The organism is Emticicia agri, assembly GCF_004168285.1.
Taxonomy (GTDB): Bacteria; Bacteroidota; Bacteroidia; order Cytophagales; family Spirosomataceae; genus Emticicia; species Emticicia agri.
On the sequence record NZ_SEWF01000067.1, the window covers coordinates 1 to 26,136 of the forward strand.

Annotated in this window: 20 protein-coding genes; 13 read left to right on the forward strand and 7 right to left on the reverse strand. The window is 38.6% G+C overall.

Going from position 1 to position 26,136, the window contains the following annotated elements; all coding sequences use genetic code 11:
* Window positions 1-17: 17 nt before the first annotated feature.
* The 3 genes from EWM59_RS24870 to EWM59_RS24880 form a co-directional block, all read right to left on the reverse strand.
* Window positions 18-890, reverse strand: coding sequence for an IS982 family transposase (locus EWM59_RS24870; RefSeq protein WP_229239262.1), 873 nt, complete (start codon window positions 888-890; stop codon window positions 18-20).
* 138 nt (window positions 891-1,028) lie between these two features.
* On the reverse strand, window positions 1,029-1,538 hold the full coding sequence (locus EWM59_RS24875; protein ID WP_130023944.1) for a hypothetical protein: 510 nt from the start codon (window positions 1,536-1,538) through the stop codon (window positions 1,029-1,031).
* Window positions 1,539-1,749: 211 nt separating this feature from the next.
* A complete protein-coding gene (locus EWM59_RS24880) occupies window positions 1,750-2,448 on the reverse strand; it encodes a porin family protein (protein ID WP_130023945.1) in 699 nt (232 codons plus the stop codon).
* Window positions 2,449-2,763: 315 nt separating this feature from the next.
* Here EWM59_RS24880 and EWM59_RS24885 point away from each other — a divergent pair, with 315 nt between their 5' ends.
* From EWM59_RS24885 to EWM59_RS24910, 6 genes are all read left to right on the forward strand, one after another.
* Window positions 2,764-3,669, forward strand: coding sequence for an ABC transporter ATP-binding protein (locus EWM59_RS24885; RefSeq protein WP_130023946.1), 906 nt, complete (start codon window positions 2,764-2,766; stop codon window positions 3,667-3,669).
* A 2-nt stretch (window positions 3,670-3,671) separates the two neighbouring features.
* Window positions 3,672-4,451 (forward strand): ABC transporter permease, encoded by a 780-nt coding sequence (locus tag EWM59_RS24890; protein WP_130023947.1) that lies wholly within the window; start codon window positions 3,672-3,674, stop codon window positions 4,449-4,451.
* A gap of 5 nt (window positions 4,452-4,456) precedes the next feature.
* The gene (locus EWM59_RS24895; RefSeq protein ID WP_130023948.1) at window positions 4,457-5,518 is read left to right on the forward strand and encodes a sensor histidine kinase; all 1,062 of its coding nucleotides are present in this window, start codon (window positions 4,457-4,459) and stop codon (window positions 5,516-5,518) included.
* Window positions 5,508-6,203: a LytR/AlgR family response regulator transcription factor gene (locus EWM59_RS24900; protein ID WP_130023949.1), complete on the forward strand. Its 696-nt coding sequence runs from the start codon at window positions 5,508-5,510 to the stop codon at window positions 6,201-6,203. The genes EWM59_RS24895 and EWM59_RS24900 overlap by 11 nt, the downstream gene beginning before the upstream one ends.
* Window positions 6,204-6,284: 81 nt before the next feature.
* Window positions 6,285-7,208, forward strand: a complete 924-nt coding sequence (locus EWM59_RS24905; RefSeq protein WP_130023950.1) for a GlxA family transcriptional regulator — start codon at window positions 6,285-6,287, stop codon at window positions 7,206-7,208.
* A gap of 213 nt (window positions 7,209-7,421) precedes the next feature.
* A complete protein-coding gene (locus EWM59_RS24910; protein ID WP_130023951.1) occupies window positions 7,422-7,943 on the forward strand; it encodes a DinB family protein in 522 nt (173 codons plus the stop codon).
* Here the strand turns inward: EWM59_RS24910 and EWM59_RS24915 are convergent.
* The 3 genes from EWM59_RS24915 to EWM59_RS24925 all read right to left on the reverse strand — a co-directional run bounded on the left by EWM59_RS24915 (window position 7,936) and on the right by EWM59_RS24925 (window position 9,440).
* The gene (locus EWM59_RS24915; protein WP_130023952.1) at window positions 7,936-8,340 is read right to left on the reverse strand and encodes an HAD family hydrolase; all 405 of its coding nucleotides are present in this window, start codon (window positions 8,338-8,340) and stop codon (window positions 7,936-7,938) included. The two genes, EWM59_RS24910 and EWM59_RS24915, sit on opposite strands and share 8 nt — an antisense overlap.
* Before the next feature lie 209 nt (window positions 8,341-8,549).
* Window positions 8,550-8,786, reverse strand: a complete 237-nt coding sequence (locus EWM59_RS24920; protein ID WP_130023953.1) for a hypothetical protein — start codon at window positions 8,784-8,786, stop codon at window positions 8,550-8,552.
* Between the two features lie 336 nt (window positions 8,787-9,122).
* Window positions 9,123-9,440 carry a LytR/AlgR family response regulator transcription factor gene (locus EWM59_RS24925; protein WP_130023954.1) on the reverse strand — a complete coding sequence of 106 codons (318 nt, stop codon included), beginning with the start codon at window positions 9,438-9,440 and terminating at the stop codon, window positions 9,123-9,125.
* A 757-nt stretch (window positions 9,441-10,197) separates the two neighbouring features.
* On the opposite strand from EWM59_RS24925, the gene EWM59_RS24930 reads away from it, so the two are divergent.
* Genes EWM59_RS24930 through EWM59_RS24950 form a run of 5 tightly spaced genes read left to right on the forward strand, consistent with a single transcriptional unit; the run spans window position 10,198 to window position 21,175 of the window.
* A complete protein-coding gene (locus EWM59_RS24930; RefSeq protein WP_130023955.1) occupies window positions 10,198-12,684 on the forward strand; it encodes an acetate and sugar kinases/Hsc70/actin family protein in 2,487 nt (828 codons plus the stop codon).
* Window positions 12,685-12,718: 34 nt separating this feature from the next.
* Complete coding sequence (locus EWM59_RS24935; RefSeq protein ID WP_130023956.1) at window positions 12,719-13,885, forward strand: hypothetical protein; 1,167 nt, start codon at window positions 12,719-12,721, stop codon at window positions 13,883-13,885.
* Window positions 13,878-19,400 (forward strand): hypothetical protein, encoded by a 5,523-nt coding sequence (locus tag EWM59_RS24940; RefSeq protein ID WP_130023957.1) that lies wholly within the window; start codon window positions 13,878-13,880, stop codon window positions 19,398-19,400. The genes EWM59_RS24935 and EWM59_RS24940 overlap by 8 nt, the downstream gene beginning before the upstream one ends.
* Window positions 19,397-19,843, forward strand: coding sequence for a hypothetical protein (locus EWM59_RS24945; RefSeq protein ID WP_130023958.1), 447 nt, complete (start codon window positions 19,397-19,399; stop codon window positions 19,841-19,843). The genes EWM59_RS24940 and EWM59_RS24945 overlap by 4 nt, the downstream gene beginning before the upstream one ends.
* 9 nt (window positions 19,844-19,852) lie before the next feature.
* Complete coding sequence (locus tag EWM59_RS24950; protein ID WP_130023959.1) at window positions 19,853-21,175, forward strand: hypothetical protein; 1,323 nt, start codon at window positions 19,853-19,855, stop codon at window positions 21,173-21,175.
* A 156-nt stretch (window positions 21,176-21,331) separates the two neighbouring features.
* On the opposite strand, the gene EWM59_RS24955 is transcribed toward EWM59_RS24950, so the two are convergent.
* Window positions 21,332-22,204: an alpha/beta fold hydrolase gene (locus tag EWM59_RS24955; protein WP_130023960.1), complete on the reverse strand. Its 873-nt coding sequence runs from the start codon at window positions 22,202-22,204 to the stop codon at window positions 21,332-21,334.
* 417 nt (window positions 22,205-22,621) lie between these two features.
* On the opposite strand from EWM59_RS24955, the gene EWM59_RS24960 reads away from it, so the two are divergent.
* Together EWM59_RS24960 and EWM59_RS24965 are read left to right on the forward strand one after the other, a co-directional pair.
* Window positions 22,622-25,030 (forward strand): TonB-dependent receptor, encoded by a 2,409-nt coding sequence (locus tag EWM59_RS24960; RefSeq protein WP_130023961.1) that lies wholly within the window; start codon window positions 22,622-22,624, stop codon window positions 25,028-25,030.
* 187 nt (window positions 25,031-25,217) lie between these two features.
* On the forward strand, window positions 25,218-26,136 hold a 919-nt coding region (locus EWM59_RS24965; RefSeq protein ID WP_130020228.1), incomplete at its 3' end, for an IS256 family transposase.

Here is a 26,136-nt window from a genome sequence, read left to right on the forward strand (position 1 = left end):
TAACGTGAATTCGATGTTTATTTAATGATGAAAGTAGCTGGTTTAGTCTCATAAAAGCAATATGCAATTAGTCCACCAAAAGTATGAGCCATAGCATTGATAGGATTTCTATGTCTGGTATGATCTATGTCAAAAACAGTCATTAGAATGTCATTGACAGATTCTATCAAAGCCCGTTTTTTTAGGTTGATTTTGTCTTTTATTTTCATCAGTTTATTTTTCATATTTTTTCTGACTTTAGTAATCAATAAAAGCCCTCTGAGATAGTATTGTTCAAAGAGTTTAGTTAGATATCCTTTATCACCAAAGCATTGTCCTTTTAGACCATCAAACATATAATTCATAAGTCTGTCATCATTATCAGAGATATTGGCTGGTGTAAGGGCGAAATTAATAATTTGACCTAATTCATTGATTATCAGGTGGGTTTTTAGTCCATAGAACCAACCAGTAGAAGATTTTCCACGACCAGCAAACCCTACAAAGACTTTATTTGAATGAATTCGTCTATTATCACAAACGGGCATTTTCTTACTATCAATAAAATAATTACCCGTCCTAATAGAAAACAAAGAAAGGTATTTTAAGAACATTTGTAATCTCAGAGTCTGATAGGGAATTAATTCAATAAAACGATTATATGAAGGTATTTTAGGGAAATCTTTCACTAAAACATTCCTTACTAAATCTTGATAATAGTACTGAAAGCATTTATATCCTGAATAATGATAGAATATAATAAGTGTCAAAATTTCACTATCACTTAAGGTACTTAAGGGTTGGTTTTGGTTTGCAGGTACCCCCCTTTTTGCTAACCAATTATCAAATAATTGACAGAAATCATCGCATCTCACAAAGATTTCAATTAGCTTATTTTCATTATATTGCATAAGAATTGGGGTGATTTTTGAGGTTTATGGACGGGAATTCATAAATTTCTCATTTTTACTCCAATTCTTATTATAACTAATTGAAATACAATATTTTAACCATCGAACTCACGTTAGATTAGTATGTATTTCAAACATTTATTTAATCTTTCTGAAAAGATAGCCCGGAGCGTCTAATGCTATTCCGTTATCAATCATCAACTCACCCGGACAAATTCTGATATTGCCTGTAATAAAATTGTAAGAACCATCGTCAAACTTATCTTTGTCTGATTTTATACCCACATAGTATATTTTGTTATACTCATCTTCTACTAAATCGTAAGTCATGGCCTTTGTCAGCTTGCCATTTTCGTAGACTTGGGCTAATTGTTTACCATCACTTTTTTGTGAAATGACAATTTTTAAATCAGGTACTTCAAAAGAAGGCATCATGGTAATCATTCCCTTCAATTGCCATTCGCCGTAAATTTCTTTTTTTACATCGGCAATTCTTCTTGATACATCAGCCGAGGTGCGAATGCAGTCAAAATCTAAGATAGATTCTGCCTTCAGCATATTGGGTGATGGGGTGTTTTCTTCTGAAGTTTTACAAGCGTTGAGAGATAGTAGAGAGAAAAGGCTAAAGCCAAATAGCAACTTTTTCATATAAATGTTAAAGGAATAAGGTACAAGGAACTGGTATTGATACTATTGTTGAAAGGAACAATGTGCACAGAACAAGGAATAGTTACCTATAATGGTTTCTTTATAGTACCTATTTTCTCCTTACTCCGTTAACCGTTCTCCAATATATATAATGATGCCGTGAATTTAAAAATGGTTGGAACGAATCTGAAATTTTTAAGAAAGTTTAACCTTATTTCAGCGCATAGCCAATCGTAAACGAAATATTCTGATTGTGATACTCAAAATCATGAGAACTATCACGCATTTGTTTGCCTATGTCTCTGATTCCCAATTCATAATTGATGGCTAATTGCAAAGAACCCAATTCAACCCCCAAGCCTGCTATTGCGCCTGTATCAAATCGTCTTAAAACCCCTTCCTTAAACGGATAATAGCTTTGCGTATCGGCTGGCCTTTCTACGCCTGTATAGCGGTTTTTGGTTTTGTCTTTTGCACCAACGCCATAAGCTGCATAAGCACCGGCATTTACCACAAGTTTAATTTTTGAACCCATATCAAATTTATAAGCCAATTTAAGGGGTGCTTTTACATAGAGCAGGTCAAGCGTATTCTTCCAATGGGTTACGGGTGGGTTAGTGCCTCCAATCCATAAATCTGCGCCACGGTACACTACACCTTTGGTAGTAAAGGCTATTTCAGATTGCAGAAACAAGGCTTTGGTAAGCGCATATTCTCCGGTAATACCTACCTGAAAACCGGGCTTAAGGCTTTTGCTATCAGAAAAATAGCGGTTATAAGAAGAGCCAGATAAATTCATGCCTGCTTTGATTCCATAACCGGGCGGTTTTTGAGCTTTGGTGATTAAAGGGTAAGCGAGTACTAACAGAATAGTCAGTACAATAAGAAACATTCTTTGTTGGTTTTTCATCAGTAATTGCTTTTTCAATAAAAAGGGCGGTAATACAGGTAACAGTATCACACATACGTTTAGTAGATACTGTTACCCCTTAAATGGTTGGAATGATATAGTAAATTTTCAGGTAAATAAACTTCTTGACAGACAGATGCAATAGTTGACTTGAGCGTTGCAATATTTAATTAAAGTTGTTCTGTTATGTCATTAGCCGGAAAAACTTACCCGATATATTACCCATTTAACCGATGAATTGAACCTGTTGACCTAAAATAATTCTTGTAATTATATACTGTAGTTACCTTTGACATAAAAAATGAAAAAGCTATTATGACCACTATCCAGGTACGTGATGTATCACATCAGTTTTCTAATCAGGAATATGTATTAGACAACATCAATCTAAACGTGCGGGAGGGGAGTATCTATGGTTTTCTTGGCCCCAATGGTGCCGGGAAAACCACTACCCTTCGCCTTATTTTAGGACTGCTGAAAAAACAGAAAGGTGAAATTGAGATTTTCGGGAAGCCTTTCGATAATCATCGAATTGAGATTCTCAGTAAAATCGGTTCTTTGATTGAAAGCCCCTCAATCTATGGGCATCTCACAGCGGTCAACAATCTGAAAGTATGGCAAAAGATTTATCAGTCGCCAGACAACCGTATTGGCGAAGTGCTGGAATTAGTAGGATTAGCCCATACTAAAAACAAAAAAGCCAGTCAGTTTTCGTTGGGTATGAAACAACGGCTGGGTATTGCCATCGCCCTGTTGCATAGTCCTTCTCTCTTGATTTTAGACGAACCTACCAATGGCCTCGACCCAAGCGGTATTGTTGAAATCAGAGAACTTCTGAAAAGCCTGAATCAGCATCATGGCATTACCATTATTATTTCAAGCCATTTATTAGGTGAAATCGAAAAATTAGTAACCGATGTAGGCATCATTAACAAAGGCAAAATGCTTTTTGAAAGCTCACTGGCCGACCTGATGAAACGTCAGCATCAGGCATCAACCATTTATTTCGATACCAACGATAGTGCAACTGCCATCAAACTGATGCACCAGCATAAAATTGAGGCACAGATTGAGAAAGAGCGCATTGTGGTATCGCAATTGTCTAAACAGGGCATTGCGCAGGTGAACCAGACACTGGTGGCCAATAGTATTGAGGTGTATGGTATCAGAGCGGTAGAAAACGACCTTGAAAGTATTTTTATGAACTTAACCAACAATTGATTATGATGAGCTTTATACATAGTTTTCAGAGCGAGTGGCTTAAAAAGAAAGGTACTTTGGCTTTCTGGTTGGTATTTGTAGGTGGGTTTTTTATTCCCCTCATTTTTCTGTCGAGAGGTATTTTTTATCCGCAGGATTTTTTAGCAGAAGCCAAAAGTCCACAATTCTGGAATGTACTCCTCAGCCGTTGCTGGCAGTTTATGGCCATTTTACTCCTGCCATTAGGCGTAGCTTTGGCTACAAGCCTTATTACACAATTAGAATTCAGAAACAATACCTGGAAGCAACTAAATACCACTCCCCAGAGTTTATCGGTCATATTCTGGAGCAAATTTGCTGTGATTATAGTGATGCTATTGCAGTTTTTTATCCTTTTTCATATCGGTATCTATCTTTCTGCTTTAATTCCTGCTATCGTACATGGCAGTGCTGAGTTTTACCAACGTTCAGTACCCTTTTCATCAGCTTTAAAAACAGCAAGCCTGTACTTTTTAGATTGTCTACCGATTGTAGCCATTCAATACCTCGTAAGTTTGCAGTTCAAAAACTTTTTAGTGCCTTTGAGTTTTGGTATAGGTTTGCTTTTAGCGTCGATGATTGCGGCGCAATGGCAATATGGTTATACAATTCCTTATACCTACTGTCTGTATAATTTTTTTACAGCAAGACAAGGAAATTTAGCACCCGGTGGCGTAAATTTTCACTATTGGGCAGCAGGATACTTTATCGGTGGTACATTGTTGAGCTATTTTCTGTATCTTAACAAAAAAGAAAAAGGGTAAGATATATGAAAAAGACGGTTGTTGTTTCGCTCCATATTGGATACTGGTTATTGTACCTGTTTTTATTGTTTATTATTCTTTTGCTCCTACAAATCGGTACAAGACTAAAAACGCAGCCACTTTTTTTTGATTATCGTTTCGAGGCTTTCTTTGCCTGTTTTGCTTTGTTGCCGGCTGTATTGGGTTTTTATACCTTTTACAGCCTGCTTTTTGATAGATTCTTACTCCGTAGGAATATCTTTCTTTTATTTGTGTATGGCATTTCTGTCTCTGTTTTTATCGGCTTGTTTTGTGCTACAGTCATATCAATTCTGCATTACTACGGAGTAGGTCCCGGCGTATTCGGCGAGAACATATATGCCGTCGTTACTATTCTTATCGTAATTTCTATTATCGCTATTCTCAACGGTGGCATGGGTTTACTAACCAAAGGATTTATCAGGTGGTATGCCGAATTGAAATGGAAAGAAGAACTGATGCGTAAAAATTTTGAGATGGAACTGGCTTTTATAAAATCACAGACAAGCCCGCATTTTTTGTTTAATACACTTAATAATATAGATGTATTGATTACCAAAAATGCCGAAAAAGCATCGTTGTATCTGAACAAGCTGTCAGACATTCTGCGTTTTATGCTCTATGAAACCCGGAGCGATAAAATACCTCTCAACAACGAGTTAGCCTATATTGAAAAATATATTGACCTGCAAAAAATAAGAACCGCCAATCCTGATTTTGTTACTTTTAAAGTAACAGGTAATACCGGAAATGTACTCATTTCGCCAATGATTCTATTGCCTTTTATTGAAAATGCGTTCAAACACGCGGATAACAGAAAAAACGAAAATGTTATCAGAATTGAAATTGCTATGGATAACGGGCAGTTGATATTTGAGTGTGAAAACAAATATTCCAAATCAGAAATGGAGCAGGAGTTTGGCGGCTTGGGAAACGAACTGATAAAAAGACGACTGGAATTGCTTTATCCTCTCAAACATCTGTTATTAATCAGCAAAAACGCTGATATTTATAGCGTAAAATTAGCCATTAATATTCATGAAAATTAGTTGTATCATTGTAGAAGACGAACCATTAGCCGCAGAGCGTTTACAGGGGTATGTACAGAAACTACCTTTTCTGAATTTAGTGGCTATGTTTGATAATGCCATTGATGCGCTGGTTTTTCTGAAAACCCAATCGGTCGATTTACTGTTTTTAGACATAAACTTAGGCGATTTTTCGGGTATTAAACTCCTGGAAACAGCCAATATCAAAAGTCAGGTGGTGCTTACCACGGCTTATCATGAATACGCCATCAAGGGTTTTGATTTGAAAGTAAGCGATTATCTGCTGAAACCATTTACGCTTGAACGATTTATACAGGCCATAGACAGAGTACAGGAGTATTTTACCAAAACAGAAGTACCACAGCCCAAGAAATTTATCTTTGTTAAAACCGAGTACCGATTAGAAAAGATACTCTTTGATGAAATGCTGTTTATTGAGGGCAAAGGCGATTACAGACGTATCCACACCGCCACCAAGAAAATCATGACACTTCAGACCTTTACCGAATTTGAGCAGGAGATTCCGGCTGCCATTGTCTGTCGGGTGCATAAGTCATTTATGGTGGCTATTGATAAAATTGACTCGATAGAAAAAGACCGCATCCGTATCAACAATACGCTTATTCCTATTTCAGATAGTTACAGACAAACTTTTTATGACATTATCAATCAGTCGGTAAAATAACAGGTTGGCTTAAAATGTCAGTATCTTGTCTGATTCAATGCTATTAATTCTGCTAATTTTGTAGCATTAAATGAAATACAGATGGCTACAACAAAAATTGTTTTTCTGATTTTACCCGAAATCCAGTTGCTCGACCTCGCAGGGGCTGACCAGGTATTTTATGAAGCCAAATGTTATGGTTCTGCTATTGAAATAGACTATTGTTCGTTCGAAAGCTCCATTAAAACCTCTACTTTGTTGCCTATCGGACAAGTAAAAGATTTACATGAGATTACTTTTAAAGCCGGAGATTACCTGATTATTCCGGGTGCTGAAACACCTTATCTGTTATCAGACGAATTCAGGGCAAAGAAAGAAGTTTTTGAGTGGCTCAAAATGGCGTATAGTCAAAAGGTAATTCTGTGTTCTATTTGTACAGGTGCTTTTGCTTTAGCCATTGCCGGGCTGTTAGACAACCGTAAATGTACTACGCACTGGAAACGTACGGCACAACTGCAAACGTTGTTTCCTAAAACACAGGTCATAGAAAATATTCTGTATATAGAAGATGAGGGGATTCTGACAAGTGCCGGAGTTACTTCGGGTATTGACCTCGCTTTACACATTGTGAGCCATCTGGAAGATGAATTTTTTGCGTATAAGGTAGCCCGTGAACTGGTGATATATATGCGCAGGCAAGGAAACCACGCCCAGCAGAGTATTTTTCTGCAATACCGTAACCATATACACGCTGGTGTACATAAGGTGCAGGATTGGCTGCAGGAAAACATTCATCAGAAATCTTCTTTGCCCGATCTGGCTGATATTGCCTGCATGAGTACACGTAATTTTACGAGGGTATTTAAAAAAGAAACAGGCATTTCGGTCAATGATTTTACTACTTTAATCAGAAAAGAAAAAATAAAGGCCCTCATTAAAAAGCCCGACATGACCCGAAGCCAGATTGCCAGATACTGCGGCCTGAAAAGCGAAAGACAGATTATCAGGTTATTGAAGCAGTTATAAACGTGGTTTTGTATCACGATTTTTTAAATCGTGTTCCTGTATAATTTGCAGTTATTCAAGTAACAAACTTTATCTTAATTCGACAATAACGATAAAATTCTGCTGAATTTTGACGATTTCCGTCACGACGGACCGTAAAAATCGTCATACAAATATTGAAAAAGCTATTTATACCTGCGCACAGACAAGTGCGCACAATTATTAACCAAATCAATGAAAAAATCAGACATTAACCCAATGCCGGCGTATTTTGACAGATACATTCATCTAACAGATGAGGTAGAGTTAAAAGAAGCCCTGAGTATCAGTGCCGAAGAATTGAACCAATTGCCAATTGACCAATGGAAAGCCATTGGCAACAAGGTGTATGCGCCGGGTAAATGGACTATCAAAGATATTCTGCAACACATGATAGACACCGAGCGCATTTTTGCCTATCGGGCTTTATGTTTTGCCAGAGGCGAAGCCGCCCGCATGCCTTCGTTTGATGAAGAAGAATACGGCAGAAACACCAATGCCAATCAACGCACCTTAGAAGACCTGATAGACGAACTGAAAATTAACCGGGCATCTTTTATTGCCATGTATCAGTCATTCACCGATGAGATGCTCCTCAGAAATGGGCTATCATTTAAAGGTATTTATTCAGTATTAGCCATAGGTTTCATTATTGCTGGGCACCAACGCTGGCATCTGAATGTAATTCAGGAGAGGTATTCGGGGTTGGCTAACTAATCCAGCCCCGTTCCAGAAACAACCGCTCTAGCGTTACCCAATCTACCATAGTGCCTTGTAATTGGTTACAAAAAGTCAGTGGCATATGGGTAGCCATATCGTCAATAAACACTTCCTGATATAAGGCAATGCTTTCTGTATTGAACGGTAAAGGGTATAGTTTTTGAGGGGTATATTCTGCTAAGTCAATGCCCTGTTCTTTCAGAAAATCCAATGCTTCTTCAAAAGTGCCGTTAGCAAACTCTATCCTTGTGGTATTCAGCACAACCCTGTGGCCTGCCTTCAGCAGTTTTTCAACTACCTCAATGGCATTCGGATTCAACGCCCCTATAGCCGGATAGGCGTGTTCTACAATGGTTCCGTCAAAATCAAGCCAGATTGTGAGTGGTTCGTACATTTTTGTATATGGAACCAATTTAAACTTGTTTATTTTGACTACGAATGGTTATTTTTCAATCATATTTCGCTTATTTATTTCGTCCGTAGCTCTGCTACGCACTCAACAAATAATCTCATCTGATTAAAAAATATCGCATTCTCGTCATTAAATAAAAAGTTTAAATTGGTTCAGGTTATATACTTATAATGTACAAAAGCACCGGATTATTATTGACATTCTTTTAGAATTCCATACATCTGCAACATCTGAATAGTATCGTTGTCCCGGATGGCCTTTTCGGCATGAGCCAGATGGATTTTTAATCGCTGAACAGCTACAACACCTACATTATTGGGCAATGACTGGTAAAGTTCCAGCAGGTCTTTTACCCTGTTTATTTCTTTGAGGAGGTCATCGTGCAGGTCGGTAGATGATCGGTTTGGAGATTGGACAGTAGTTCTCACGCAAAAGTTATTTTTAGTTAATGGAAAAGTTTTCAGTGGCTTACCGTGCATAAGTCAGAAGGTTTTGGCTGTAAATAAAGGTTTAAGTGCAGACCAAGAGCCTTGGCAAAGGGCTGAATCTGCTTATTTTTTGGGTCCACTTATGCTTATTTACAGCAAATTTCACTCCAAAGTGTATTAAAACCGGAATTGTTTTTTTATGCGCCAGATAGGGTAGAAGAGTAGAATTTACTGACTGAAAGAAGTATTACATAAATATAAAGGCAGCCTTTGCCAATTGAAATGCAAAGCTGCCTGACCTGATTACAGAAGGCAATTAAGGGGAAGATATGGGTTTTATTTCTTCTTATCTCTTTTCAGTATCTTATTAAACTTTCCTATTTTTCTGCGTGAGATAGAAAGATAGAAATTATTAACCATTTGCACATAATACTTACTGTTGGTATCAACAATGTAGTTGATATTTACCAGATAAGATTTATGTATCCTGAAAAACGGGAAGTCATGAAACTGTTCCTCTACTCTTTTCAGGGGTACTGAGATTAACTCTACCCGATTCCGGTAATAAATACGGGTATAGTTAATTTCTACTTCACAAAATAGCACCTCATTAGGTTTTACCGCAGTTTTTACGTTTAAATGTACTGAGTCCATAAGGTAAAAAGTTTTGGGTTAATACTTAGAAACTGTTTGAGTTAATCTTGTTCTGTTCAAAATGATTCTTTTTTACAAATCCTACGCCACCAAAATCCCGCGCGGCGTCCGCTCATTTAGCTCTGCTAAACTCCGGTTTTGCTGTCTTGTATTTGAAAAAAATAAGCGCAGCGGCGCACCGTTCATTTTGATTCATAAAATTTAACTCAAACAGTTTCTTATTTTCGGGTTAATTCTGACAAAAGAATTCCACCCCGAAGAAAATAAAGTAAGTCTGGCAGGCAGAATCACTTCGTTTCTTCAGCGATGAACGGCAAGCATAAACAATGAAAAATATCAGGAAACCGATATTTTAGAGCCGGGTACTATGTAAATTAAATAGCAAAGTGTTTTGGGTTCTCAGATAAATAAGAATCTGAAACAAAATAACCGGATTACTCACCTAAACCCAACCCCCAAAAATCAGGGTATCAGCAAATAATCTAAAGAATGTATTGGTAGAGGCACTGTGAAACAAAATTTTCGGATAATTTTATAATATCACGCAAAATTTTCGTTATTGCTTTTAATTACAGCATTATGAAATAAAACGTATTAAAAAAGCTCTTTTCTACCTCTATAAATTGTCTGCCTTTGCTTAAAATTCTATATTTGTACGCATCTGTATAAAAGCTATTAACTCAATTCATCTCAATTAACCAGATTGCCTATAGCGGATATTTACGTTTACTAATCAGACTGTCTTAATCCCTTTTGTATGAAATATATTCTTCCGCTGATAATTAACAGAAGACGAACTAATTATCTTGATTTAAAGAACCGGGTAGCACAAGAAAACGAGTCATTTGTGATAGAACTGCCGCAAATGGATAATCCTTTTACTATTTTGTCTATCGACAAAAGTAAATCCATGCAGGCACTTATCAGCAATGCTACTGACATCCCGCTTCATCATATTCATTTTTCTGCTTCTTTCGACGAACCTAATGCGCTGCTTACCATCAGATTAGCTACATCAGCTACCAGGAGTGTCATTGAAGAAAGCACAGCAGAAGAAAACGATTGGAAAAATCCGGCAAAAGCACAGCCTAAATCAAGAAATGTGGTGGCATCGCAGCAAAGTTCTTTTATCATAGGATCAATCAAATATACTTGTGCAGATGATGCGGCCGAATTTAAAATAGATGGTTCGTATGTTGACCACGTGCCTGACGAGCCTATCAGCGAAGATTTTATCAGATGCCAGTTTATATTTGAAACCAATAGTAAAACTTATCAGAGCGAACTGCATTTTTATCTGGCTCATGCCAGTAGTTTTCACCACTTCGGACTCGATTTCGGTTCAGAATCATCGCAACTCAAAGTGAGCAGTTATCAGCCGGTTGGTCATCATTACCAGAAAAAAACAAAGTCGAAAAACCTGTTTGAGATGGTAAAAGACTTTAAGGGTATGACCGAAAGCAATCAGGATTTTATACAGCATGAACCTAATACAGATTTCATTAAGTCTATCTTTTTTCTGAAAAAGAAACTATCCAATTTCAGCCTGAAAGATAAATTTATTCAGAATGATGATGAACTGAAATACCTTGTACAGAAAAACGAACTCAACAGCACACTTACCAATCAGTTTCATCAGTTATCTAACCTGAAACTGGCACATAAGCATGGCGAGATTCTGCGTTTTATGGATTTTCAGTCTGTGCAGGGTGAAAGAGTACGTTCGTTAAGCCTTGATGATTTAAAAAATCAGGCTTATTCAACCATTCTCAAATCGTTCATTGAGGCTACCTTACAGCATGTAATCGACGAAGACAGTCGCAATAATTATATCCGCTTCACTATTTTAGTGCCTAATATTTATAGTATCCATGAAGTAGCCAATACAAAAGCCGTTATCAACGATATTTTCAGAAAACTACAACAAATGCCAGCTTATGAAGGACAAATCAGGGCTTGGGAGGTAGTTACTGTTTCTGAGAGTGATGCGGCATTTCTGGGGTATTTCGACCAGGGCATGCACCACATTAATCCGAACAAATATTATATTATTATTGACTGCGGAAAAGGTACAACCGACTTCTCTATTATTCAGACCAGTGCCGGCAATGCTAAAAAAATCAAATCATTGTACCGCAATGGTTTTGCAGGAGCAGGTAATCTGATTAGCTATGCTTTTTTTGAGTCGATGATTGACTTCGTTATCAAAAACGCAGTTAATCCGGCAGAGACCATAGCTTTTTTCAAGACGCTGGAAAAAGCTGAAAAAGCACAGATGAATGTGATTTTTGAAAAGCTCGAAGCCCTGAAATTTCAGTACAGCAATAAGCCGAATACAGCACAAGGCATCGTAGAAAATAACTGGAACAATGCCCAGAGCGGCGATACGACCTTAAAGAATTTAGCCAATAGTGAAGTTACGGCCACCGTACATAACCTTGCGTTGCTTTTGCAAAAAGTAGATGGTTTTTACGACTGGGGCGGCTATATAGAAAATGCCTGCGAGGCCATTACGGCCAATATTGTTGAAAATATCAAGGGCGTGATTGATAATATAGATAAATCAATTGGCTGCGATGGTATTCTGCTTACAGGCAGAGGGTTTTTGTTTAAACCCCTGCTGGAAAAACTCAAACGCCGCCTGACGACCGAGTTATCGTTTGCCCCTGAGTTGATTAAAATGCCCGGTGAGGCAAGCCAGTTGAAGGCTATATGCCTGGATGGAATTTTTACCAACGGCTATGTAATACACCCCGAGCTGGTGGGTTTCCCGATACATATTTCTACTAAGAAACAGGCACCTGTAACAGCTAATAGCAAGCCGAAATTTCCGGCAGTTTTTGACTTTATTCTAAGACTGGCCAATATGCAGGATAACTACGATGAAACCAAAAACAGTTATCGTATAGATAAGCTCGATTCGTTGAAGTTTTTGATTGGGAATACACTTTATACGGTAGCCGACAATATTTTTTATGACAACAGATGGGTAGAGTCGGTAGACTTGATTTTTACGAAAGATGGTTTCTATGCCCGTAATATCGATAAAGACAATAAAATAAAAGGGTATTCGAATCTGGTGCAGAACTCGGCTATTGACAACGTTACGCTGCAATACCTCATACCTTCTTTGTTTCCGGCCAAGATAGATACCGATTATATTCAGGCTTTGAAGCAGGACGTACCCGAGCCTAAGCCCGAAGATGAAGAGTTGATAAATCTGATGAGCCTTTTACCTGATTGATGTTCTGTACATAAAACCGAAACCGCTTACACACATGTTAAAAAACATTGTTATTATTATATTGTCTGTTGTTCCCTTGTTTTGTCGGGCAGAGGCCGATACGCTTAAAATTACGAGTGCCGAAACTGACTTTGTACCACGAACTGCTTTTTTTGAAGTAAAACTCAATCAGAGCCAGGGTAAGCTACAGAATGGTACCCTGAAAATTTCGACCAAAGATGATAGCATTGGTATTGTGCTGAACAGCCGTGTAGTGGCCAATGATACCATTTTCACGATGCAGGATTCAAGCCAGAATGCGCTCGGCAGAATTTACGATTTGTTGGGTTGTCAGGAGTCTGATTTGCGGCAGAAATATTATTTAGCCGACCCCCGCTATGGCAGTATCGTTTTCAATCATCTGATTAACCGTGTTTTTCAGTTGCCTGCGCATCAGTTAACGATGGTGGTTATACCACAATTAGCTGCGGCCGAAGCTGCTACGCTTGAAACCAGCCAGATTGCCTGGATACTGGTGGGCGTATTGGGTATTAGTGTGCTTGTTCTAATCATTTTATATGCGATGGAAAAATCTAAAAAACCTGCCAGTGATACCAAACTCGTAAAAGAGAAAATCAAACGTTTCAAGGCCGAACTGATTGAAGAAAGACAGAATAAAGACATAAGCGATGCCGAGGTAATAGATATTCTTTGCCAACGCTACTACGACCAGATAAGCCTCAATAAAGACTATAGCAAACTGAGTGCTGAACTGGAAAATACAAAACAGAATTATCAGAGTTATGTAGCACAGGTGAGTGCAGAAAGTGAAGACGAAAAACAGTATTTCAGGCTGATTTCAGAAGCGTATATCAAGCCGTTTGTGCGTCATTTTAAAGATGATACGCCGTATCCGGCCGATGAAGAAACGCAACAGAAACTGATTGGTAACCTGATACCGCTGGCATTTCATTTTATGAGCTTTGTTAAATTAAAGAACAAAGAAGGCGTAGAGTATGATAAACTGAATATGCAGCAATTGCTGAATCCTGCGTTTGTTTCGAGCCAACTCAAAAAGGTTGACCTCACAGCCAATGTTACCAATACCGATAATAAACTGGTATTGCATATTATAGAACTACTGAAACAATACCATGTATCAGAACTGGATAAGGTAAATATCAACGGATATATCATTAAAAACGATAAGTCGAATGCCTAAGATAAAATCATTGATATTTCTGCTACTGGGTATAGGTCTGGTAGTGGCTTTGTATTTTTTTGTTAATCTGTTTTCGCTGTTTTTTTGTAGTGTTATCGTTTTCTGTTCACTTTGTTTTTTAGGCGTTATTATTGCCGAAAAGAATATTGACAGCGAGAGTTTCAGAAAAAGATTTCCGAGACTCGACACGGCTGCCCTGAACGTAAAACGTTTACAGACGTATCGGTTTACTACTACCTTGCTTGGTATCAGTTTACTGACTGTCATTTATCTGATTTCAGTATTTGTACTCAAAAAGTTTCAGCAACCCGGCGAGTCTAAACCATATTTCAATAATGCCGACCATCATGCCCTGAGCAATGCAGGCGTGGCTTTCAGGCAGAACCTGGTGCTTTCTACCAACGAAAAGCAAAGCAGTGCCAATGGACTCTGGAGCAACGAAAGCGGTACATTTAAAGCCAGACAAAACAGCGAGGGTCGATTTGTTTTAAGTTTCGATAAATACTTTGAACCTGTTTTCAGCCGGAAACTTTCGGAAGAAAACTTCCGACCTGTCAACGCCATTTTTCCGACACCTGTGCAAAACAGTTTTGCTATGGGTAACGATAGCATCAGCCTTGTGTGCAAAAGCATTGAGACCAAAGACGAGGGATTTTTGTTTAAAAAGAAACTCAGAAAAATCTATCATTTCAGCATCAGGTGTAGTGCCAAGAGTATTTTAAGGCAATTGAATATGCTGAGTACGTATGAAGACGAAATAGAAGTGAAAGATTTGCCGATTGAGAAAGGCAAAAGTTTTTATTCGTTACTGATAGAAAATGATAATTTTACCTCAGGGAAAGCGCAATCTAAACAGGTATTGGAGCGTATATTGCAAACTACCGGAGAGGTGTATTTATTGGCTATTCCAAAGGCGACAGGTGAAGAGAAAAGTATGACTATTTTCCCTACGGCCGATTTCTTTAAGAACAGATTCGTTTTAAGCATTGACGGCACACGTCAGCTTCCAGAACTACAATCTACAACGAGTATTGACGCAGGCGATAAATTTTTTGTAGGGTTTTATAATGCCCGCAAGCAGTATTTTTTTAGTGTGCTTGACAAAAATCTATACCCGAAAAGCCAGAAAACGGCCGTGCTGAATTTTGATTTCCCTCAATACTTTGTACTATCAGCCCAGAAGGACAGAGCCGAAATAGGCACCAGACAAATCCGCTTTCTTGACAACCATTACACCCAATTGCTCAATTCTTCGTTGAAAGAGGGTTTTCTGTTTCATGAAGACCTGCGGAATGCCCGTTCCAATGTTTTTTCAGGTACCATGATTTATACCCTGAACCCGACGGGTGTGGCATTTTCGGGCGAAGTAACAGATAATTTTACAAACGACCAGCAAAGCGAAACATTCGAGAAGCGGTTCTCACTCCATTCGCAGAATGATGAGTATGAATGGCTTTTTCAGATTCGTGATTTTTCAGATAATGGATTTGCGCTCAATCACAATCTGCTGTATTTGTCTGTTCTGTTTCTGTTATTTGTTTTTACGCTGCTTTTCAATGCCAATCATGGGTTAGAGCGCATAGAAGCAGTAATATATACCGTAGTATATGCTTTGCTGACGTATAGGTTTATATTACTCTGGCGGGTAGCCACTTTTCCACCGCTCGAAAACATCAATAAATACGAATTAGAAACTACCCTTATCCGTTTCGACTTCTCGTTTATCAATTTTACAATGGCATTGCCATTGACTTTTATACTTCCGGCAGTTTTCATTATCCTGCTTAATATTTATCGTTTCCAGAAAGATAATTTTAGCAAACTACTGGCTAAAACGCAGTACTCACAACAAAAATACCTGTATTACCATGTACAGGTGTTGGGTGTTTGTGGGGCTTTACTGATGCTCACAGGTTACGACCTCATTACCCGTATTGCCGGGGTTTTTATTCCTTTGGTAGCCTATTTGTTCTTTTCAGCAAAAACCAATCAACATACGCACGAGCAGGCATTCGTACCTGAACCCTCACGGGCAAAGTTTTTGAATTACCTGCATCAGTTTTATTATTACCTCACGGCTAATAATGAATTTTATCTGACTCTTGCCACCTTTGCTTTCTTTGCTGTATTCGATAGGGGTTTTGCCGTATTGTTTTTGTTGTTCCTGCTTCTAAAGAATGTCTTTACCAATTTTCTGCGCAAACCTTATACTGCCAAAGCCGGAAGCCGTTTCTCAATGTTCTGGAAGCCTGATAATTACTGGATTTACGGCAGTCTCTCGTTCATTGTCTATGTATTGTTTATCGGCTACAAGCCGCTTTTTCATCAGATACTCATTCATAGAGATATACTCCTTATTATTACTATTGTGCTGATATTGGTGTATGTATATCTGGCAAATAATAAATACAAAAACAGATTTTTAGCAACAGGAGCAGTAATGATAGCTCTGCTACTGATTCCATTTACCAAAACCTATATTGATGCTTTTGTTGACGACCAACTAAAAAATGTAGTGCATCGTGCCTCTTTGATATACCAGCCTGTTGACGAACTGATTAGTGAAAATAATTATGACTCTTTCAGAGAGCGGAAAATTGTAGAAACCGCCGAGGGGCAGTGGTTTATTAACAGTTACCTGAACAAAACCCGGAATGAATCGAAACGGATAGATTTTAAACCGCATTTTAACAGAGGTGTCAACTATTCAACCCAGACCCGTGATGTGGTAGTACCACGTTATATTATTGCCGAATTTGGGAACTGGATAATTATATGGATATTAGTGGTATTGGCTATGCCTATGATTTTTTACCTGATAGCCTACCAGCTATACCAGAAAGGTAAAAATGGCGAAATCAGCTTTGCTCCGGCTTCTTATAGTGGCAGTATTGCCCTTATTCTTGTGTTTACACTGGGTTTCTTTGTGTGGTTGGCTTCTACCAACCGTTTTGTGTTTTTCGGGCAGGATTTTCCTTTTCTGAGCCTTACCAGTAAACTGAGCCTGTTATTGCCGCTTACTTTGTTTTTTATCCCCTTACTTTATCAGCCTGTTGAGCGAAAAATCAAGGCCATTTCACCGACTTTTGATTTTTCGAGAATGGGTATCTTTTTTGTTATCATCATTATTTTTCTCTTGTTAAGCGGTCGGTCGAATAATCTGCAGGAAACCAATTTTCAGATTTCATTAAAGAAAACAGAAGAAACAGTAAATACCCGACTGAATACCCTGCTGAATAATATTCAGGATACCCTGAAAATTGACAACAGGGCTGCATTCAATCAGACAAACCGAATCCCACAGGATTTATCACGGATTCTGACAATTCTGTTAAATTCGAAAGAGTATAAAGAACTATATGAGCAGTCAGACAAATACTCACGTAGTATTTTAGATATTCTGCGAGATAATCCCGCTACTGCTTTCAAGCAGGATAGCCCGATTTATCTGCGGTTCGATGATGACCGTTATCAGTCGGTTTATAACAAGCATCTATATCTGGAATTACCCCCTTACGAAGACCGCATTGTCTGGAAAGGCAACCTTTATCAGGAAAACCTTGATTCGTTGCAGTATCCGGTCTTGAGAATCTACAACCAACCTGTTACAGGCAGGGCATTGCCTTATTTTGCAGGCTCAGAAGGTGGCACACTGAAAGTAGCTGTTTTGCCCGATACCTGGTTTGCCCATGCCACAGCACCACTGGCCTTGATGAACCTCGAAAATACCGTAAAACGCACACCCGCTGCCATTGACATAGTATCGAGCCGGAATGAAGAAATCCTGAGCCAGCAGGTAAGTGGTTTTGTGAATAAACTAAGCCTGGACGAAATAGCCAAAGTAAGCGAGGGTAAAAGTCATTTTCTGGTATCGTATGCCCACGATAATAACTATGCCTTTATGGCAAGTTACTGGGTGAATGGCAAGCAACGCATGGTGTATCCGATGGCCGACAGGTTATTCTGGGTGTATCATTATGCGCATGCACTCAAAAGTGCCTACACAGCCGACAGCCTTTTGCAGAACGATGCCACCATCACGCTCGATTATAAACTGAATAAGGAAGTAGGCGATACCATCGTGCGTGCTTATAGCAGTAAATTCAACAAGATAAATAATTTCAAATTTGCTGTAATGGCTGCCGATGGAGACGGGAAAATACGCCTGATGCAGGATTTTGTAAAAAACCGGACGATGATTGACCCGAACAATGCACAGGCCATTGACAAAATGAATCAGCGGTATTTCTTTTTCAGTAACAATAAAAACGAAAGAGACCAATGGGGCAATACCAATCTGTTGCATCTGGCCTATGGACCGGGGTCGTCAATCAAACCATTAGTTTTTGCCTCTCTCGCTTCGGGCTTAAACGCAGGTTGGGAAAATCTGATTTTGCGGGCTTCAAACCAGTTTGAAATAAAGCCGGGTGATACCAAAGCCTCAGTAGGGCAATACGCCGGCTATAAATTGCCGCAGAAGAAAGGGTGGATAGACGAACATGGCGAACATCTGGGTAATATTGATGCCGTAGAATACCTGCGTCAGTCGAGCAATTTCTACCATTCGGTGCTGATGTTTTTAGGCTCTTATCACCGGAATGATTTTAAACTGAATGATACCTACCGCATACAGCACCTGCTGTCGAGACAATTGAATGACCCTGATAATCAGTTTCCTGCCATAGAAATGGGAGGCGTACCTTATCGGCTGAGGTCTTTCAAGGACAAAGCCTGGCCAAAAAGTTCACGTGATGAAACTACCTACTTTGGTAACGAAAAATCGTTACTGGCTGAAGGATTAGATAGAAATCTGGGGCTGATTGTTGAAGATGTCGACAAGACAGATTTCAATATCAAAGACAGAGGTAGAGTAAATTATGCCGATACTACTGTTTACGAAACGCTCTACAAGCAACAATTGGGCGGGTTTTTATGGAGTTTTCCTGAACAATCGTTTTTTATTCAGGCAGAGCGTAAGCACCCGAATAAACTGACGAACTTTTTCAATGGACTGAAAAATCCTACCCTTGGTGGTACACCGTATAACGTTACGCCCCTGAAAATGACAGAAATGTATGGGAAGTTATTCAGCCAGAATAAAGATTACCAATTATTCCTGACCAGTCGGGAAAAGCAAAATTCAGGCTGGAAGGTTGATAGTGCAACCTGGAAAAACGGTTTTAATGATTTTCTGAAAGACAATGTTGTTAAAGGCATGGAACAGGTAATGACCAGTGGGACAGCCGCCGCATTGTTTGGGGGAAGTAACCTGTATAAAGGGTATTATTTTTATGGCAAAACAGGAACAATTAAAGAAGGTGAACAAAACGACTCGAAGCGGTTGGCGCTGGTAATTTCTAAAAATAACCTGATGGAAACGCCTTTGCGGCAGAATAAATTTTACACAGTTTATTTTACAGCCAATGAAGCCAACAATCAGGAGTGGGCTACTTACCGGATTATCATCGACAGGATATTAGCATCAGAGTCGTTTAAAAATTATATGAAAGAATGAAAAATATTTCAAAAATTTATATTTTTCTCGGGCTTATTGTATTGGTAGCAGGTGTTCTGGTATGGGTTTCGTTGTTACGACCAAAAGCTTTTGAAGTAGCAAAGGTTGATACCACCGACCAGTTGCCTGACAGAAATATAGTAAGCATACAGGTAGATAGCCTGACGAATATCATCAGACTGGTATATGGCACCGATGCGGCTGTTACGCTACCCGACTCAGAAGCGTATGTGGTAAAGATACAGAATCAGGGTAACGAAATCAGTAATTTCTATAACGATAATCCACGTTTGCTGGAAATGCACGACAAACGTTTTTCTATCAAACGCACAGGCAATAGGGTAGAGGCCAGTTTTGTGATAGAAACCATTGATAACCGCAAATACGCTTTTGTACCAACCGACGTTGTTTATAAATTAGCTGAATTGGCCTATAATAAATAAGTATGTTTTATGACTAAGATTGAACACACGCATTTTATTGAATATCTTAATTTTTTAGGGAACAGGTACCAGAAACTGGTATTACCTCAGGAAAAACTGGCTAAGCTGAAACAATTAAACGACCAGCAGATTAACCAGTATCTGCAACTGCTTTATCAGAAATTTGAATTGAATGGGGCTTACGAAGAAAAGAGTTTTCTGAATATGGTGAATCCGGTAAAAGAAGAACCGGAAATAATTGAGGTAGAAGCAGAAGAACTGCCTGTTATTTTGCCTGAAAGTAAGGTAGAAAAAACACCGATACAATTGCCTGTTACGATTCCGATTGAAGCAAATCCTGAACCGGAACCTGCTCAGGTAGAACGTCCGTTGCCTGTTAAGGAATCTGCCTTACCTGTAAAAACAGTAAGTCCGAATGTACCCGAAAAGCCGATAACAAACCCTGTACAGGTGAAAACTAATCCGGCAGTAAGTACTGTTAGCCCATCTAAGCCTCCGGTAAATCGGGAGTCGATGGTAAAACCACGGTATAAATACAACTTCTGGCGCATAGGCATTGTGAGTTTTGTGGTATTGTCATTGGCCTATACCGTCTATAAGTTTGTTGCCTATCAGAAGTTAGGTTACATCTATGTATTGACTGATGAACTTCTCGTAAGAACATCGTCTGAAAAAAACGGTAAAGTGCTTGGGAGTATGAACCTCTTTGGGCATGCCAGAGGCAGAGATAACAAAGATGTGCTGACATTTGCCGAACTCAAGTTATATTCTAACGAAAAACAGGGCGCATTTTATAAGGTTATCATGAGCGATTTTCCTTTTATAAGCTATCTGTTCAACCTGAACGATATAGGCTATGTATATGCCAAATATGTAACTACCGATAAAAACGAACAGCAGACCTATCAGAAGATTTTCAAGCCCATCAAAGATGATTATTATGAACTGAAGAGTCTTGAATATGCTTATAGAGCCATCATAGTGAATGCCATTACCACTCAACCTGCGCTCATGCGCCTTGTACTGAAAGGGCCTTGTGATTCGCCTTCAATGAATGTCCGCAATGCCCCTTTGCGCATCGGGCAATATCAGAACCGGGACAAGACCGTATTTTTTGTACTGGTACAACTCTCAGACGGCAACTATTACAGCATAGAAGGCGATGGTTTCTATAATGCCTTACCTGCCAAACCCATTTATCTTGGCGACGAACTGATGCAGGCAGCAGGGAAATTCCAGCAAAAAGGTGATTCTTTCATCTGGGAAAGCTGTGATAAAACCATCACTGCCCGCAGTAACAAAGGCGAATTCGACTATTTTGAAGTGGAATAGGGTACTTTAATCAATAAAATACGCCCATATTTTGCTTTTCAGGTATGAATGAATCTATACTCTTTTGTTTATCAAGCAAAGCAGAACGCCTAATTTATCCAAAATTTTCTCTTTTTGTGAGTAATGATATTATTCAGCTGAAGGCAATGGCTTAGGCTATTGTAAAAAATTATCCAGGTAACCGAGTATAGCTTTTGTCTGAGACATCAGGCTAACGTGGTCTTGATTAGGAATGATGGCCAATTGTGATTTGGGCATGGGTTGAAAACCGGCAGCAATACCACCTCCCAGCAATTGGTAGGTTTTTGCCAGTTCGATTTTATCCATGCCATCATTATCACCTGAGATGATTAATACAGGTGCTGTGATTTTGGCAATATTATCGTCGCCTATATTAAATGGCTCTCCGGCCGATGCAATCATCTGCTCCAGAAACGGAGTCCATTTTGTTTTATCTGGTGCTACAGCTTCGTAGGCAGTTTGCAAAGGCGAATTGGCAAAATGTTCCGGCTTCATTGTTTTAAAAATATCGTTTATCCCGGCTACCCAGCCCTCACTTTTATAAACCGAAGAAATGATAACTAATTTTCTTAATCTTTCGGGGCTTTGTACTGCAAACTGATAAGCTACCTGACCGCCAAAACTGTAGCCCGCTATATCAGCGCTGTCTATTTTCAGGTAATCCATTACTTTCTCTACATCACTGGCTAAAGTGGCTCGTGATATTTTTCTGTCTGAAAAGGGAGTATGGCCATGCCCTTGCAATTCTAACGCAATTACTCTTCTTGTTTTTGCCAATTCAGGTATTAACTCCCCCCAGTTTAATTCAATGGTATAGTAAGAACCATGTAGCAAAACGATAGGCTTACCGTTGCCATATACTTCATAATAAACCTTGATACCATTAACCGGTGCATAGCCACTGCTGGTAGGTTTGATTTGTTGTGCATTGGTTGAAGATGCGGCATCTATAATGATAATGATTAGAAGTAGTTTAATAAGATTACTTGCGTTGGATAAATTTTTCATAAACCTGCCCAAGTTTAGATTATTGTTCAAGACCATATAAAGGTAAGAAAGATTTCAGGATTCTACAGGTGTAAAAAAGGACAATATTAGGGGTAGGTCTGGACAAAATAGTAGTATTTATATCTACATTTTTGTAATATTTTAATGTGTTGCATAGTTCTTCTCACTTTTAACTCCCTAACCCATTTGGCTTGAACTATTCAGAGACAATTTTGTAAAAAAAACTGCCTTACTGGTTTAATTTCCATAAAAATACATATAAAAATATAGTTTGACACCCCCATTCACCAACTTGCACGGGTTTGAAAAAACTTGACAAACTTTTGCATAACTGAACTTTAGCTGTTTTAGCCATATTTGCCAACCATTACGATGGTTTGAAAAAGAAAGCTATAACTTTTAAGTACAGAAAAAATTATGAAAAGTTTAAATCACCTTTTACTGGGCTTGTTGTGGAGTATCCCCATATCTGCTTTTGCTCAGACAACCACAATCACGGGCGTGCTCAACGATAGTACCACCAATAGTCCTTTGCCTTTTGCTACTATTGCCCTGTTTAAAAACAAAGCTATTCAGCCTGTGAAAGCTACGTTCAGTGATGAATCAGGAAAGTTTTCTATTCTGGCTGATACCGGGTCGTTTGTCATGGTTTTTACGTTTGTAGGATATGCCGAGAAAAGAATTCCTGTAACTATCACCAATAATGAATCAAAAGACTTGCAGACAATTGTATTAACTCCTTTAGCTAAAACTTTAGGAGCCGTAACGGTTACGGCAAGGAAACCTTTGATTGAACAGACCGATGATAAGATTATATTTAATACCGACGCCGACCCATCAACAAAAACCGAAACAGCTTTAGATATCTTGCGAAAGACGCCATTTGTATCGGTTGATGGGAATGACAATATCATGGTGAATGGGCAGGCGAACTTCAAAATTTTACTCAATGGACGAGAAACAGGGATGTTTTCGCAAAATGTTTCGCAAGCCTTGAAAAGCTTTCCCGGAGCCAGTATTGTAAAAATTGAAGTAATTACTAACCCTTCGGCAAAATATGATGCAGAAGGCGTAGGAGGGGTTATAAACATTGTAACCCAGAAACAAATCATTGGCTATAACGGAAATGTAGCGCTCACACTGAGTTCGATTCATAATCCATTTGGCAATACTAATTTTAACCTTAAAAAAGGGAAGGTTGGCATATCGCTTAATTATTTCTGCACTGCCATAGGTTTGTTGGGCAATCAGGCTCCGCCATTTCTGGTAACTTCAACCACAGATGCGTTTAATTCTCAGACTTTCAATAGCAGGATTTTAAAGGGTACAACCATCCAGACCTTGTTCCAGAATTTTGGAAATGCAGAAATCAGCTATGATTTAGATGCGTTTAAGACCATCAGTGTCTATGGGTCGGTTGCCGGAGGATTCAATAATCTGGGAACTACCACAAGTATTGAGACTATTTTCCCTACTACTACCACCACAAGTTTTCTTACTTTACAAAATAATACCGATAGCCCCAATTATAATGTTGGTTCAGATTTTATCAAAAAATTCAAGGACATTCCCGATAAAGAATTTTCAATAAAACTGTTTACTGAGTATTCAAAAAACAATCGTTTTCTGAACAGTTATCAGGATAACCCTGAAACTGACCGATACATGATTAATAATAATTATGCGCACAATACGCAAACAACTTTACAGACCGATTATATACTGCCCCTGCAAAAGAAGCAAAAAATAGAAACGGGCTTAAAGTTGATTCTGAGAAATGCCACATCAGATTACGAAAGTCTCATGAAAACAAGCCCGACAGCCGAGTATATCATTTTGCCCGGCAATACCAATAATTTCAATTATCAGCAACAGGTATATAGTGCGTATGGCAGTTATAATTTTGCTCTAAAAAAATGGCCGTTTCGTGTAGGTCTCAGGATGGAACATACAGAAGTAGATGGAAACTTTAACGGTACTGAAACGGCTGTGAAGCAAAGTTATACCAATCTGATACCCAATATTCAGACCTCTACCCAGCTAACAAAAGCGTACAAAATTGTTTTAAGTTACGGACAACGGATACAGCGTCCGTTTATTAATAATCTGAACCCGTTTATTAATAATAACGATACGTTGAATATCAGTTATGGCAACCCCACCCTTAGACCACAATTGATTCATAACTTTACGCTGCAAAATACCTTTGCCAAAGGAAAAGTATTTGCAGGGCTTACCTTAGGAGGGGCTTATAGTAACAATAAGATAATTCAGCTAATCAGTTTTAATAAAGAAACGGGCGTAACCACAACCGTTAGCGAAAACCTGGGTAAAGAAACACAGTTGACCCTGAATGGAAATGTTACTGTGAATTTCAGTAAAGCCTGGAGTATGTCGGTCAATTCGAATCTGAATTATACTTATGTGAGAAATAGTTCTGATGCGGCACAGCAAAACAGTGGGCTGACAGGCTTCTTTGGGGTTTCTAATAATTTTAAAGTAAATCCGAAGTTTACTATTTCTACGTTTGTCGGGAATTTCAGACCGCCCATCGGATTACAGGGATATACATCGAGCCAGTGGTTTTATAATATTACACCCTCGTATAAACTCTTTAAGGATAAAATCACCATTACCCTTGCCGCAGCCAGATTTATTACAAAATATGTAACGGTACGCACCATACAAAAAGACGTTAATTTCTACTCTGAAAATTTAAACTCATTTCAAGCCCGGAATTTCAGGTTAGGCATCATCTGGAATTTTGGGAAGTTAAAAGAAAACGTTTCGAAGAAAAAAGGGATTAATAATGATGATGTGATTTAGGAGTAGGTTACGTGGGTCGAATATGGGTTACTGATTGTGATAGAACCGATGAAAAATAGGGTACAAAAAATAGAGTTAATAAGGGAGTTACGATAATGAGATGTTCTACTCCGACGAGACTATTTTTTAAACTGTGTCAAAACTAAACTTAGAATTTTTCTAATTTTACAATAGACAAAGTTTTTTTATGGCAACCAATCAAGACTTCGATTTTAAGGCTTTTCAAGAAGAAGCCATCAAGGGTTTATATTCAGGCAAGCCCTTAACAGGTGAGAATAGCATTTTTGCTCCCATGCTCAAGCATTTTTTAGAGCAATCCTTACAGGGTGAGATGGAAGCTCATTTATTAGAAGAGCGATCATTAGGCAAGTCAAACAGGCGAAACGGTACTTCAAGTAAAAGGGTAAAAAGTAATGTTGGGGAATTTGAACTGCAAACCCCAAGAGACCGTTCTGTAAGTTTTGAACCAAGTATAGTATCCAAGCGGCAAGTTGTTTTAACAGAGCAATTAGAGGGTCAAATTATTTCGATGTATAGCCGTGGTATGAGTTATTCAGAAATAGGCAAACATCTTCAGGAAATATATGGCTATTCCTTGTCTGCCAGTGAACTTACCAGTATTACTGACAAGGTATTACCCATGTTAAGAGAATGGCAGGTACGTCCATTATCACGCATCTATGTAGTTGCCTGGTTGGATGCGATGTACTATAAAGTAAGAACCGATGGTAAGGTTAATACTCGTGTGCTTTATAGCGTTATTGGATTGAATTTAAGAGGTCAGAAAGAAGTATTAGGTATTTATCTGACAGAAAGTGAAGGGGCAAAATTCTGGTTAAGCGTACTTCAGGATTTCAAAAATAGAGGTGTAGAGGATATTTTTATTTCCTGTGTGGATGGTCTAAAAGGTTTTCCGGAAGCTATTGAAAATGTGTTTCCTAAGACCCAAATACAATTGTGTGTTGTTCACCAAATTAGAGGTTCTTTACGCTTTATTCCAGAAAAATACATTAAAGAATTTATTGTTGATTTAAAGTCAGTCTATCAAGCTCCCAATAGTATTATTGGTGAAGAGAACTTGCTTGTTCTTGAAGAGAAATGGCGTA